General features: G+C 70.3%; 10 protein-coding genes. 7 read left to right on the top strand and 3 right to left on the bottom strand.

Annotated features, from left to right (window positions below):
• Positions 1-203: 203 nt before the first annotated feature.
• A complete protein-coding gene (locus ACZ4N5_RS04050) occupies positions 204-575 on the bottom strand; it encodes a WhiB family transcriptional regulator (RefSeq protein ID WP_467755566.1) in 372 nt (123 codons plus the stop codon).
• 214 nt (positions 576-789) lie between these two features.
• The gene (locus ACZ4N5_RS04045; protein WP_467755565.1) at positions 790-1,518 is read right to left on the bottom strand and encodes a DUF1707 SHOCT-like domain-containing protein; all 729 of its coding nucleotides are present in this window, start codon (positions 1,516-1,518) and stop codon (positions 790-792) included.
• Positions 1,519-1,767: 249 nt separating this feature from the next.
• Here ACZ4N5_RS04045 and ACZ4N5_RS04040 point away from each other — a divergent pair, with 249 nt between their 5' ends.
• The 5 genes from ACZ4N5_RS04040 to ACZ4N5_RS04020 all read left to right on the top strand — a co-directional run bounded on the left by ACZ4N5_RS04040 (position 1,768) and on the right by ACZ4N5_RS04020 (position 10,131).
• Positions 1,768-3,435 (top strand): fumarate hydratase, encoded by a 1,668-nt coding sequence (locus ACZ4N5_RS04040; protein ID WP_467755564.1) that lies wholly within the window; start codon positions 1,768-1,770, stop codon positions 3,433-3,435.
• A 233-nt stretch (positions 3,436-3,668) separates the two neighbouring features.
• Positions 3,669-5,072, top strand: coding sequence for a class II fumarate hydratase (locus ACZ4N5_RS04035; protein ID WP_467755563.1), 1,404 nt, complete (start codon positions 3,669-3,671; stop codon positions 5,070-5,072).
• Positions 5,073-5,187: 115 nt separating this feature from the next.
• Positions 5,188-5,880, top strand: a complete 693-nt coding sequence (gene fomD / locus ACZ4N5_RS04030; RefSeq protein ID WP_467755562.1) for a cytidylyl-2-hydroxypropylphosphonate hydrolase — start codon at positions 5,188-5,190, stop codon at positions 5,878-5,880.
• A gap of 397 nt (positions 5,881-6,277) precedes the next feature.
• Positions 6,278-8,452, top strand: coding sequence for a SpoIIE family protein phosphatase (locus ACZ4N5_RS04025; RefSeq protein WP_467755561.1), 2,175 nt, complete (start codon positions 6,278-6,280; stop codon positions 8,450-8,452).
• A gap of 215 nt (positions 8,453-8,667) precedes the next feature.
• A complete protein-coding gene (locus ACZ4N5_RS04020) occupies positions 8,668-10,131 on the top strand; it encodes a catalase (protein ID WP_467755560.1) in 1,464 nt (487 codons plus the stop codon).
• Positions 10,132-10,256: 125 nt separating this feature from the next.
• Here the strand turns inward: ACZ4N5_RS04020 and ACZ4N5_RS04015 are convergent, their stop codons facing one another.
• Positions 10,257-12,578: a transglycosylase domain-containing protein gene (locus ACZ4N5_RS04015; protein WP_467755559.1), complete on the bottom strand. Its 2,322-nt coding sequence runs from the start codon at positions 12,576-12,578 to the stop codon at positions 10,257-10,259.
• Between the two features lie 249 nt (positions 12,579-12,827).
• Between ACZ4N5_RS04015 and ACZ4N5_RS04010 the strand changes: the two genes are divergently transcribed.
• Together ACZ4N5_RS04010 and ACZ4N5_RS04005 are read left to right on the top strand one after the other, a co-directional pair.
• A complete protein-coding gene (locus ACZ4N5_RS04010; RefSeq protein WP_467755558.1) occupies positions 12,828-13,085 on the top strand; it encodes a hypothetical protein in 258 nt (85 codons plus the stop codon).
• Positions 13,082-13,345, top strand: a complete 264-nt coding sequence (locus ACZ4N5_RS04005) for a type II toxin-antitoxin system antitoxin (protein WP_467755557.1) — start codon at positions 13,082-13,084, stop codon at positions 13,343-13,345. Before ACZ4N5_RS04010 ends, ACZ4N5_RS04005 begins: the two co-directional genes overlap by 4 nt.
• The last annotated feature ends 194 nt before the right edge of the window (positions 13,346-13,539 follow it).

Raw genomic sequence — 13,539 nt, 5'->3', positions numbered from 1 at the left:
ACCCGCGTCAAAGCCCGCTCGGCGGCCTGGCGTCGAGGCCTGCCCGTCAGCCCGGCTTCCACGCGCGCGGGCAAGCCCGGCAGCCGTGCGTGCGAGTCGGCCGGTGTCGAGGGCCGGTTGTCAGCCCGGCTTCCGGGCGCGTGTGGCTATCGGCCCGATCGGCCCCCTGCGCGCGGGGCCGGTCCGGCTTTCGCGCGGGTGGGTCAGCCGGCCGCGGCTATCGTGCCGTGGGCGGCCTTCTTGAGTTCCATGTCGCGGCGGCGGCGCCTGGCGAGGACGACGCGGCGCTCGGCGGCGGTGAGGCCGCCCCAGACGCCGTACGGCTCGGGTTGCAGCAGCGCGTGTTCGCGGCACTCGACCATCACCGGGCAGCGGGCGCAGACGCGCTTGGCGGCCTCCTCACGCGAGAGCCGGGACGCGGTCGGCTCCTTGGAGGGGGCGAAGAACAGGCCGGCTTCGTCGCGTCGGCACACCGCCTCCGTGTGCCATGGCGCTTCCTGATCCCTGTCCCGCACTGGCGCCCGCTGGGCCGGAACGGCAGCTACCTGCAGGGACTGATGCGGCGGTTGCAGCACGGTCTACTCCTGACGACGGCTTCGCGAGCGTGCCGGGCACCAAGGAAAGTTCCACAGCGCCCTCCAAGAGACGATGCAGCAAGCCCTACCCGCTGTGCGCGCGCCTATGCACTGCGTTCCCAAGCCCGGCCGTTCTCGCGCGTGATCGATCGTTCGTCATCGGACCACCCCGCGGCGGACCACCCCGTGTCCGCCCTCCGCGCGTTCACAAGCGTCAACGGTCCAGGTGCTTGCGCAAACCCCGGTCCAGTCGGTCCGCCACCCGCTCGTTCACCCGGCTCGTGACCCGGTCGAGGATGTCCGCGATCAGCTTGCCGCGCTTGGGCCTCGCCTCGACGTTGCCCAGGACGGCGAGGCCGTCGATGTAGACCACGGGCGCGTCCGGGTCGCCCGAATCCAGCGTGTCCACCTCGAAGTTGCCCAGCACACCCCCGCCGCTGCCCCGCAGCGAGACGTTCTCCGGGACGAAGATCTCGACGTTGCCGAAGACCGAGATCGCCTTGATCACTACCTGCTGGTACTCGAAGATCGCCTCGCTCAGGTCGATCTCGACATTGCCGAAGACCGAGTACGCGTGGATGCGCCGGCCCGCTCGCCAGCGGCCCTTGCGGACGGCGGAGCTGAACACCGCCACCACGTTCTCGTCGGCCTCCACCGGGATCGCGCCCTGGGTGGGGCGGTTGGGCGCGGAGGCGTACCCGGAGGTCGCGCGGCCCGTGTGGGCGGCGGGCAGGTCCCGGACGAACTGGTCGAGCTCACCCACCGTCTTGGTGGCCAGCACGCCCTCCACCCGCTCGGCATGCTCCTCCGCAGTCAGACGCCCCTCGGCGACGGCCTCGCGCAGGATGTCGGTGATCCGGTCGCGGTCGGCGTCGGAGGCACGCAGCTCGGCCGGCTTCGCCGCCGTGGCGGAGTTCGCGTCGGGGCTCTTTTGAAGGTCCACGACAACAGCGTACCCAAACGCGATAGATCGCGACTACCCCTCGCCCGTCGGCCGCGGAAAACCCGTCACCCGTCCGGGCCGTCGGTCCGGTGCCCGAACTGAGCCTTACCTCACAGCCTCGGCGACCGTGCCAGGTCCTACGCTGGTGGATGCTGCCAATGACGGCCGGCCTCCGGCGAGTGAGCCGAAGGGGCGCGCCCGAGGCGAACGAGCCCCAAAAAGCTGTCTGTCGAGTGAGGAATGGGCGAGATGCCTGAGTTCGCGTACACCGATCTGCTCCCCCAGGGAGAGGACACCACCCCGTACCGGCTGGTGACCTCCGAGGGTGTCTCCACCTTCGAGGCCGACGGGCGCACGTTCCTCAAGGTGGAGCCGGAGGCGCTGCGCAAGCTCGCCACGGAGGCCATCCACGACATCCAGCACTACCTGCGGCCCGCGCACCTCGCCCAGCTGCGCCGCATCATCGACGACCCGGAGGCCTCGGCGAACGACAAGTTCGTCGCCCTGGACCTGCTGAAGAACGCGAACATCGCGGCCGCGGGTGTCCTGCCCATGTGCCAGGACACCGGCACCGCGATCGTCATGGGCAAGCGCGGCCAGAACGTGCTCACCGAGGGCGGCGACGAGGCCGCTCTCTCGCGCGGCATCTACGACGCGTACAAGAACCTGAACCTGCGCTACTCGCAGATGGCCCCGCTGACCATGTGGGACGAGAAGAACACGGGCTCGAACCTGCCGGCGCAGATCGAGCTGTACGCCACCGACGGCGGCGCCTACAAGTTCCTGTTCATGGCGAAGGGCGGCGGCTCCGCCAACAAGTCGTTCCTCTACCAGGAGACGAAGGCGGTCCTCAACGAGGGCTCCATGATGAAGTTCCTGGAGGAGAAGATCCGCTCCCTCGGGACGGCCGCCTGCCCGCCGTACCACCTGGCGATCGTCGTCGGCGGCACGAGCGCCGAGTACGCGCTGAAGACCGCGAAGTACGCCTCCGCGCACTACCTGGACGAGATCCCGTCGGAGGGCTCCGAGCTCGGGCACGGCTTCCGGGACAAGGAGCTGGAGGAGAAGGTCTTCGAACTGACCCAGAGGATCGGCATCGGCGCGCAGTTCGGCGGCAAGTACTTCTGCCACGACGTCCGCGTGGTGCGTCTGCCCCGCCACGGCGCGTCCTGCCCGGTCGCCATCGCCGTCTCCTGCTCGGCCGACCGCCAGGCCGTCGCGAAGATCACCGCCGAGGGCGTCTTCCTGGAGCAGCTGGAGACCGACCCCGCGCGCTTCCTGCCCGACACGACCGACGAGCACCTCGACGAGGCCGGCGACGTCGTGAAGATCGACCTCAACCAGCCGATGGACGACATCCTCGCCGCGCTGACGAAGTACCCGGTCAAGACCCGCCTCTCGCTCTCCGGCCCGCTCGTCGTGGCGCGCGACATCGCGCACGCCAAGATCAAGGAGCGGCTGGACGCGGGCGAGGAGATGCCCCAGTACCTGAAGGACCACCCGGTGTACTACGCGGGCCCGGCCAAGACGCCCGCGGGCTACGCGTCCGGCTCCTTCGGTCCGACGACCGCCGGCCGTATGGACTCCTACGTCGAGCAGTTCCAGGCGGCGGGCGGCTCCAAGGTGATGCTGGCCAAGGGCAACCGCAGCAAGCAGGTCACGGACGCCTGTGACACGCACGGCGGCTTCTACCTCGGCTCCATCGGCGGCCCCGCCGCGCGCCTCGCCCAGGACTGCATCAAGAAGGTCGAGGTCGTCGAGTACGAGGAGCTCGGCATGGAGGCCGTCTGGAAGATCGAGGTCGAGGACTTCCCGGCCTTCATCGTGGTCGACGACAAGGGCAACGACTTCTTCCAGGACCCCGCGCCCGCGCCGACCTTCACGACGATCCCGGTGCGGGGTCCCGGACTGGCGTAGTGCGGACCCCTGCGGCGTACGGCCTTCTGGGTGACGCCGTACGGGTGACGCGCGCGTGACGCCGTACGAGGAGCCCCGTACCCGTACGAGCCATGTGAACGGCCGCCGACCAGGCGGCCGTTCGTTCGTTCCGGGCGGTGCCGGCGCCTGCCCGCCCGGACGAACGGCTTCGTGCGCGAAGGGCGGGAACACCCGTGGGCTCCGGGACGCTGTCCCCCATGGAGGTGTCACCGATGGCAGATGGCCAGGGCGAAGGCGCGTACCGGATCGAGCACGACTCCATGGGCGAGGTGCGGGTGCCCGCGGAGGCCAAGTGGCGGGCGCAGACGCAGCGCGCCGTGGAGAACTTCCCGATCTCGGGGCAGCGCATCGAGCGGGCGCACATCGAGGCCCTCGCCCGGATCAAGGCGGCCGCCGCGAAGGTGAACGGCGAACTGGGCGTGATCGACAAGGATGTCGCGGAGGCGATCCAGGAGGTGGCCGCGGAGGTCGCCGAGGGGCGCTGGGACGCGCACTTCCCGGTCGACGTCTTCCAGACGGGCTCCGGGACCTCCTCCAACATGAACGTCAACGAGGTCATCGCCACGCTCGCCACCGAGCGGCTGGGCCGGGACGTCCACCCGAACGACCACGTGAACGCCTCGCAGTCGAGCAACGACGTCTTCCCGTCCTCCATCCACATCGCCGCGACCGCAGCCGTGACCGGCGATCTCGTGCCCGCGCTGGAGCATCTCGCCGCCTCGCTCGGCCGCAAGTCGGAGGAGTTCGCCGATGTGGTGAAGTCGGGGCGCACCCATCTCATGGACGCGACGCCGGTGACGCTGGGCCAGGAGTTCGGGGGGTACGCGGCCCAGGTGCGGTACGGGGTCGAGCGGCTCCACGCCTCGCTGCCGCGGCTGGCCGAACTCCCGCTCGGCGGCACGGCCGTGGGGACGGGGATCAACACGCCGCCCGGGTTCTCCGCCGCGGTGATCGCGGAGGTGGCGCGGGCGACCGGGCTGCCGCTGACCGAGGCCCGCGACCACTTCGAGGCGCAGGGGGCGCGCGACGGGATCGTGGAGACGAGCGGGCAGCTACGGACCATCGCCGTGGGGCTCACGAAGATCGCGAACGATCTGCGGTGGATGGCCTCCGGGCCGCGCACCGGGCTGGCTGAGATCAGCCTCCCGGATCTCCAGCCGGGGTCCTCGATCATGCCGGGCAAGGTGAACCCGGTCCTTCCCGAAGCGGTGCTGATGGTCGCCGCCCAGGTGGCGGGGAACGACACGACCGTCGCCGTCGCCGGGGCGGCCGGGAACTTCGAGCTCAACGTGATGCTGCCGGTGATCGCCAAGAACGTCCTGGAGTCGGTCCGGCTGCTCGCGAACGTCTCGCGGCTGCTCGCCGACCGCACCGTCGACGGGATCGTCGCGCACCGCGAGCGGGCCCGGGAGTACGCGGAGTCGTCGCCGTCGGTGGTGACACCGCTGAACAAGTACATCGGGTACGAGGAGGCCGCCAAGGTCGCGAAGAAGGCGCTGGCGGAGCGCAAGACGATTCGCGGGGTGGTGCTGGAGTCGGGGTACGTGGAGCGCGGGGACCTGACCCTCGAGCAGTTGGACGAGGCGTTGGATGTCCTGCGGATGACGCACCCGTAACAGCCCGCAGCCGGGGAGAAACGCCTGATGACAGCTCCGTAACAGCAGTTCGCCGATGGCGCGAACCGTGACGCGTGCCGCAGCGTCGTATGCCCTGGGCACCTAATATCTGGTCATGGCAGAGGGTGGAGCGGTGAGACGAGCGGAAGCGGGCGGGCCTGCGGCGTACTGGGAGCCCGGGAGTCAGATCCTGTGGCGGTACCGGGAGAACGCCGGTGAGCGCGTCCACATCTGCCGCCCCGTGACGGTCGCACGGGACGACGCCGACCTGCTCGCGGTGTGGATGGCGCCGGGCACCGAGTGTGTGAAGCCGGTGCTCGCCGACGGTTCGCCGGTGCATGGAGAGCCGCTGGAGTCGCGCTATACAAAACCTCGCGCGGTGCGGCGGGACCGCTGGTTCGGGGCCGGGGTGCTCAAGCTGGCGCGGCCGGGCGACGCGTGGTCGGTATGGCTGTTCTGGGACCAGGGCTGGCGTTTCAAGAACTGGTACGTGAACCTGGAGGCTCCGCTGGCCCGTTGGGCGGGCGGAGTGGACTCCGAGGATCACTTCCTCGACATCTCGGTCCACCCGGACCGGAGTTGGCGCTGGCTCGACGAGGACGAATTCGCCATGGCGCAGCGGGCCGGTCTGATGGATGCTCAACTGGCGGCACGGGTGCGGGAAGCGGGGTGGTCTGCGGTGGAGGTGATCCGCGCCTGGGGCGCGCCGTTCTCGGACGGGTGGCAGCACTGGAGGCCCGATCCGGGCTGGCCGGTTCCCGCTCTGCCGGATGACTGGGACCGTACGCCCGCGCACGTGTCCTCATGAGACCCTTGATGCGCCCCCGTGGTACAACCGTAGGATCGTCTTCCGCAAGGGCACACGGCAGCAACAACTCCCGCAGGATGAGCCGAGCTTGACCATATGTCACCGAGGGGCGGCAGGACGTGAGCGAGGGGTACGAGGCGTACGGCGGCGTGGCCGGCCAGGGACCGGCCGCACCGCGCGGGCTCGCCACGACGGCCGTGCGGGCGGGGGCTTCGGTCACCGCCCTCCTGTCGGCGCGGGTCGTTTCCGGCCACCCGCGGGCCGTACCGTGCCGGGCGACGGCGGTTCCCGCCGTCGGTCCCGGCCCTGACGACACGCAGAATCCGTTCCTGGGGCACACATTCCGGGTATCGGGGCTGCGGGACGAACTGCGCGCACGGCGCGCAGCCCCGGACGGATGGATTCGACACGCGTGACGGAGCACCCCACCTCGCACGAGCGCCGGCAGAGCGGCGCCGGCCGGCCGCCCGCCCCCGCGGACCCTCGCGGGGCGCTCCTGCGTACCTCGGAGCAGCCGTCCCAGCTGCCGGGTTCCGGCGCTTTACCGGTGCAGGCCCGCACGGGCGACGCACCGAGGAGTCCGGGTAAGGCCACGCCGCGCGGCAAGCGCGGCAAGGCCGGCGGTCAGGTGTCCGCCGACGCCGGCATGTCCGCGTCCTCGGGCACGGACGTGCCCTCGCCGTCGGCCGCCTCCGGGCCCGGTCCGGAGCACTCGCAGCCCGCGGCGACCGAGCCCGATCCGCACCGCCCCCGGCCCGCGCCGGAGGGCATCCCGATCCAGCCGGACGCCGAGCAGGACCGGGCCTCGCGGACCTCCGGCGGCAAGGAGCGCCGTACCGGGCAGACCCTGCCGCAGGGCGGCCCCATGCCCATGCGGCGGGACGGGGACCGGCTGCGTTTCGTGGGCGCCGCGACCCGGCGGATCGCCCGGGGCATCGACCTCGACGAGATCGTGATGGGGCTGTGCCGGGCCACCGTGCCGACCTTCTCGGACGCGATCCTCGTCTATCTGCGCGACCCGCTGCCGGTCGGTGACGAGCGGCCGACCGGGCCTCTCGTGCTGCGGCTGCGGCGCACCGACCGGATTCCCGAGGACCGGGACACCGAGAGCGGTTTCATGTCCGCGCTGCGGCCGGAGCCCAGTGAGCTGTCGGCGATGACGGCCGAGCGGTGCGAGGTGCGCCCCGGCGGCGCGCTCGCCGAGGTGCTGCGCGGTGTGCGGCCGGTGTTCGCGGACGCGCCCGCCGCGCGGGCCGCGCTGCCCGAGCTGCTCGGCGACGATCTGCCGGTGCCGAGCGGGCAGCGTGCGATCCTCGCGCCGCTGCGCGGCCGGCGCCGGGTGATCGGGGCGGCGCTGTTCCTGCGCCGGCCGGAGCGGCTCGCTTTCGAGGCGGACGATCTGCTGGTCGCGGCGCAGCTCGCCACGCACAGCGCGCTCGGTATCGACAAGGCGGTGCTGTACGGCCGTGAGGCGTACATCGCCGACGAGCTCCAGCGCACGATGCTGCCCGAGACGCTGCCGCGGCCCACGGGGGTCCGGCTGGCGTCCCGGTATCTGCCGGCCGCGGAGACGGCCCGGGTGGGCGGTGACTGGTACGACGCGATCCCGCTGCCGGGCAGCCGGGTCGCGCTGGTCGTCGGTGACGTGATGGGCCACTCCATGACGTCGGCGGCGATCATGGGCCAGCTGCGGACGACGGCGCAGACCCTCGCCGGGCTTGATCTGCCGCCGCAGGAGGTGCTGCACCATCTGGACGAGCAGGCGCAGCGGCTCGGCACCGACCGGATGGCGACGTGCCTGTACGCCGTCTACGACCCGGTGTCGCACCGGATCACCATCGCCAACGCGGGTCATCCGCCGCCGGTGCTGCTGCATCTGGGCGGGCGGGCCGAGGTGCTGCGGGTGCCGCCGGGTGCCCCCATCGGCGTGGGCGGGGTCGATTTCGAGGCGGTGGAGCTGGACGCGCCCGCCGGGGCGACGCTCCTGCTGTACACGGACGGTCTGGTCGAGTCGCGGCTCCGGGACGTCTGGACCGGAATAGAGCAGCTGCGGGAGAAGCTCGCGGCCGTCGCGGCGCTGACCGGACCCGATCATCCGCCGCCGCTGGAAGCGCTGTGCGACGAGGTGCTGGACATGCTCGGCCCGGGGGACCGGGACGACGACATCGCGCTGCTCGCCGCACGCTTCGACGGGATCGCGCCGAGCGATGTCGCGTACTGGTTCCTGGAGCCGGAGGACGCGGCGCCGGGCCGGGCCCGGCGTCTCGCCCGGCGGGCGCTGGCCCGTTGGGGCATGGAGGACATGACCGACTCCGTGGAGCTGCTGGTCAGCGAGGTCGTGACGAACGCCGTGCGGTACGCGTCGCGGCCGGTGACGCTGCGGCTGCTGCGGACGGACGTGCTGCGCTGCGAGGTCGGTGACGATGTGCCGCAGCTGCCGAGGCTGCGGCAGGCGCGGGCCACGGACGAGGGCGGTCGCGGGCTGTTCCTGGTGAACCGGCTGGCACGGCGGTGGGGGGCGACCCGGCTGAGTACGGGAAAGGTCGTCTGGTTCGAGTTGAACCGGAACTGACCGGGTACTCGTCCGGCCTCGCCCCGGCGTACCGGCGCTGAACAGGTGCCGGACCGTACCGGCGCCGAACCGTGCCGGTACCGGACGGTACCGGTGCCGACGCTGCACCTGCCGGTGCCGGGTTCCGTCCCATGTTGCCGACATGGTGTCGGCGGCGTTGACTGCTGGGGTGAGCGAAGCGACCTGACGATCTCATCTCCGACAGGAGGACGCTCGTGACGCAGGCATCCCGGAAGGCTCCGTACACCACGAACAACGTCGGGATTCCGGTGGAGAGCGACGAACACTCGCTCACCGTCGGGCCCGACGGCCCGATCCTGCTCCAGGACCACTACCTCATCGAGAAGATGGCGCAGTTCAACCGGGAGCGGGTGCCGGAGCGGGTGGTGCACGCCAAGGGCAGTGGCGCGTACGGATTCTTCGAAGTAACCAACGACGTCAGTCAGTTCACCCGGGCCGACCTCTTCCAGCCGGGCAGGCGCACCGAGATGCTGGCGCGCTTCTCCACCGTCGCCGGGGAGCAGGGCTCGCCCGACACCTGGCGCGACCCCCGCGGTTTCGCGCTGAAGTTCTACACCGAGCACGGCAATTACGACCTGGTGGGCAACAACACCCCGGTCTTCTTCGTCCGTGACACGATCAAGTTCCAGGACTTCATCCGCTCGCAGAAGCGGCACCCGGTCACGGGGCTGCGCGACCACGACATGCAGTGGGACTTCTGGACCCTCTCGCCCGAGTCCGCTCACCAGGTGACCTGGCTGATGGGCGACCGGGGCATCCCGAAGACGTACCGCCACATGAACGGCTACAGCTCCCACACCTATATGTGGATCAACGGCGGCGGCGAGCGGTTCTGGGTGAAGTACCACTTCAAGACCGACCAGGGCATCGAGTTCCTCACCCAGTCCGAGGCGGACGAGCTGGCCGGGACGGACCCGGACCTGCATCGCCAGGATCTGTACGAGTCGATCGAGTCCGGGCACGCGCCGAGCTGGACGCTGAAGGTCCAGATCATGCCGTTCGAGGACGCGGCGGACTACCGGTTCAACCCGTTCGACCTGACGAAGGTCTGGCCGCACGGGGACTACCCGCTGATCGACGTGGGCCGCATGGTGCTGGACAGGAACCCCGAGGACTACTTCGTCCACATCGAGCAGGCCGCCTTCGAGCCCTCGAACCTGGTGCCGGGCATCGGGCCCTCGCCGGACAAGATGCTGCTCGGCCGGCTGTTCTCGTACCCCGACACCCACCGGTACCGGATCGGCCCCAACTACGCCCAGCTGCCGCCCAACCGGCCGCATGCCCCGGTGAACTCGTACGCCAAGGACGGTCCGATGCGCTACGAGCCGTCGAAGGCGGCCCGCCCGTACGCGCCCAACTCCTACGGCGGCCCGGCGGCCGACTACGGGCGGTTCGGTGACCCCGCGAGCTGGCAGACCGCCGGTGAGCTGGTGCGTGAGGCGTACAAGCCGCACAGCGCGGACGACGACTGGGGCCAGGCGGGCACGATGGTCCGCCAGGTCCTCGACGACGCGGCGCGGGACCGGCTGGTGGACAACGTGAGCGGTCACCTCAAGGACGGTGTGAGCCGCCCGGTCCTGGACCGCGCCGTCCAGTACTGGCGCAACGTGGACAAGGAGACCGGCGACCGGATCGCGCACAGCGTCGACGACGGCTGAACCGGCTCCGCGTCGAACGCTTCGGGCACGAGAAGGCCTCGCCCCCGGCACGCAAAGAGCGCGCCCGGACATGCAAGGAGGGGGCACCCGGAACTCCGGGTGCCCCCTTCCTGCGCGCTCGGGCCCTACTGGCCGGTCTGGTCGAACGGATTGGCCGGGATGCCCGCGGTGCTGGGCGAACCCGTCGGTGTGGGCGGGCTCGTCGTCGTCGGCGCGGTCGTCGTCGGCTCGGTCGTGGGGGTCGGCGGAGCGCTCGTGGTGGGCGGCTCCGTCGACGGTGCCTCGGTGGTCGGGGTCGAGGACGGCGTGCTGGACGGCGTCTGGGTGAAGGTGGGCAGCTCGGTCGGCGCCACCGCCGCGCCCGACGTGGTGTTCAGGTCGAACTTGCTGACCCGGCCGGCCATCGCCTCGAAGGTGTACGCCGCCCAGATCTTCGCCGGGTAGCCACCGCCGTTGACACGGCCGCCCTCCAGGACGAGGCCCGTGGCGCCCTTCATCGAGACCTGGCTGTGGGTCTTCGCGTCCTCACCGAACAGCAGGACCGAGGTGACCAGGTTCGGCGTGTAGCCGGTGAACCAGGCCGACTTGTTGTTGTCGGAGGTACCGGTCTTGCCGGCGACCTGCTGGCCGTCACGGGACGGGTTGTTCCGCACGGAGACCCGGGCCGTACCGTCGTCGACCACGCCGGTCAGCACCGAGGTGACCGTGTCGGCGGCCTCCTCGCTGATGACCTGCTCGCCGATCGGGTCCGGCATCGTGACCGTACGGTCCTTGTGCTCGGCCGAGGCGACGAGCGCCGGGGTGACCTTCTTGCCGTGGTTGTCGAGCGTGGCGTACGCGCCCGCCATCTCCAGCGGGCTCGCGCCCATGGAGCCGAGGGTCTGGGCGGGCACCGCCTGAAGTCCCTTGGTGTTCATGCCGAGCTTGCCCGCGGTCTTCAGCACCTCGTCCATGCCGACGTCGACACCCATCTGCGCGAAGACGGAGTTGATGGACTTGTTCATCGCGGTCTGCACGGTGACGGGACCGTAGCTGTGCTCGTCCTCGTTCGGCGGCGCGAAGCCGATGTCGCTGCCCACGACGGGCCGGCGGTTGGTGCCGTCGTAGATCGTGTTCGCGGTGATCGGATCGCCGGAGTGCGTCTTGGCCTCCTCGGCCAGGGCGGCCGCGAAGATCATCGGCTTGAACGTCGAGGCGGCCTGGTAGTCACGGCGCGTCGAGTTGTTGAAGTAGTGCTTGAAGTAGTCCTTGCCGCCGTACATCGCGAGGACCTTGCCGGTCTTGGGGTCGACCGACACGGCACCGGCCTGGATGTTGGCGTCGACCTTGCGCTTCTTCGGGTCCAGCTTGCTGGTCAGCTGCTGCTTGACGGTCTTCAGCAGCAGGGCCTGCTTCCTCTTGTCCACGTTGAGCGTGATGGTCCAGCCACCGCGGTCGATGATGGCGTGGGCGACACTCAGGTCCCCCGCGGTGCCCTGCGTGACGAGCTGCTTGGCCAGCTCGTTGTTGGCCGCTTCCACCAGGTAGCCGGTCTGGCCCTCCATGCCCGGGGCGCCCGTGGGGTCCTTGGGGACCGGGAACTTCATGGCCGCGCGCTTGCCCGAGTCGAGCCAGCCCTGCTGGACCATGTTGTCGAGGGTGTAGTTCCAGCGGGCCACGACCAGCTTCTTGCCGGTCTTCGAGGCGACCGCCCAGTCGTACTGGCTCGGAGCCTGGAGCAGCGAGGCGAGGTAGGCGCCCTGCTCGACCGTGAGGTCGCTGGCGTCGACGCGGTAGTAGGCCTGCGCCGCCGCCTGGATGCCGTACGCGTTGCGGCCGTAGTAGCTGGTGTTGATGTAGCCCGCGAGGATGTCGTCCTTGGACGTCTGGCGGTCCAGCTTCAGCGAGATGACCATTTCCTTCAGCTTGCGCGTGACGGTCTGGTCCTGGCTGAGGTAGTAGTTCTTGACGTACTGCTGGGTGATCGTCGAACCACCCTGCTTGCCCTTGCCGGAGAGGGTGTTGATCAGACCTCGGGCGGTGCCCTTGAGGTCGACGCCCGAGTCCTTGTAGAAGGTCTTGTTCTCGGCGGCGACGAAGGTCTTCTGGACGCTCTTGGGCACCTTGGACAGGTCGACGATCTCGCGGTTGACCTTGCCGGTGCGCGCGAGCATCGAGCCGTCGCTGTACTTGTAGATGTTGCTCTGCCGCTTCGCGGCCGCGTTGCCCTCGGGCACGGAAACGACCATGTAGAGCACGATGAAGGCGCCCATGCCGAGCAGACAGAAGCCGAGGAAGCTCCCGATGACCGACTTCCAGTTCACGAACCGGCGTATGCCGGTACGGCGGGTCTTGCCACCCGCCTTCGTGCCGGTCCCGGGGCCCGCCGACTCATGTCCCGACGAGCGCTGGGGCGCCGCGCGGTGGCCCTGCGCCTGCCGCGCTCGTCTCTCTTCAGCTCGTCCCATGGGTCGATCCGCTCCGCTTCATTCTCGTGTGGCACACAAGTTCGTCGGTCAGGTCAGCTCAGAAAGCTAACACCGCGCGCTATGACAAAGGGCGGCTGATCCGGTCTTTTCCGGACGTGACAATCAGCACGCCTTACGCACCCGCCTCACTGAATCCGACGAGCGGGACGGGTGGAAGGTTGCTATGACCGGTAAAGTGATATCAGTTAGATATGCGGAAGTCGTGTCGTGCGAAAGCGGGGAGCCTCCATGCCGTCACACGCCTCCCATGACTTCTCACCCGCCCCGGGCGTATCCGCCGCCGGGACGCCGGGCGGTGTGCGCGACACGCCGGCACCCCGCGTGCGGGAGTTCGCCGCGCAGGCCATCGACGTGCGGGAGTTCGCCGCGCACAGCATCGACAGGGGGCTCGCACCGCTCCCCGACCTTCTCGGGCCACCCCTCGGCGCCACCCGGTGCGCCCTCGGCGCGGCGGGAGTCCGGCCGAACAGAGAGCCCCACCGGTGACGGCTCCCGCGGAGGGGACCCCGTCGCGCCGACCGCCGCAGCAGGAGCGCAAGCAGGTGCTGCTGCGGCTCGATCCGCTGGTGTACGAGGCCCTGGCCCGGTGGGCGGGCGACGAACTGCGCTCGGCCAACGCGCAGATCGAGTTCCTGCTGCGCCGCGCGCTGGCCGAGTCCGGGCGCCTGCCCGGCGGCGCGGGACCGATTCCCCGCCGGGGACGGCCGCCGGTTTCCGGGGAGCCGCCGGAGAGCCGGGAGGAGTAGGCGGGCGGTCTTCCGCACCACCCCGCTCCTCTACTACCCCCCTGCACCGCCCACAGGCCCCGCCCTCGAACGCGAGGACAGGCCGGTTCCAGAACCGTGACAATCGGCCGTGACCAGCCGGTTCCCCCTCCCCGAGCCCCTTTCCAGCGACCTATACGCGGTGTGTATACACATGATGTATACGCCGTGTGTAG

Source organism: Streptomyces sp. NPDC026500 (assembly GCF_055567635.1).
The sequence above is the reverse complement of the archived record's forward strand: the minus strand, read 5'-3'. Positions and strand labels throughout refer to the sequence as shown.

What these genes read in the sequence shown, in the direction of transcription:
- ACZ4N5_RS04040 (WP_467755564.1), top strand. Translation starts at nt 1,768, where the DNA reads ATGCCTGAGTTCGCGTACACCGATCTGCTCCCCCAGGGAGAGGACACC.
- ACZ4N5_RS04035 (WP_467755563.1), top strand. Translation starts at nt 3,669, where the DNA reads ATGGCAGATGGCCAGGGCGAAGGCGCGTACCGGATCGAGCACGACTCC.
- fomD (WP_467755562.1), top strand. Translation starts at nt 5,188, where the DNA reads ATGGCAGAGGGTGGAGCGGTGAGACGAGCGGAAGCGGGCGGGCCTGCG.
- ACZ4N5_RS04025 (WP_467755561.1), top strand. Translation starts at nt 6,278, where the DNA reads ATGGATTCGACACGCGTGACGGAGCACCCCACCTCGCACGAGCGCCGG.
- ACZ4N5_RS04015 (WP_467755559.1), bottom strand. Translation starts at nt 12,578, where the DNA reads ATGGGACGAGCTGAAGAGAGACGAGCGCGGCAGGCGCAGGGCCACCGC.
- ACZ4N5_RS04010 (WP_467755558.1), top strand. Translation starts at nt 12,828, where the DNA reads ATGCCGTCACACGCCTCCCATGACTTCTCACCCGCCCCGGGCGTATCC.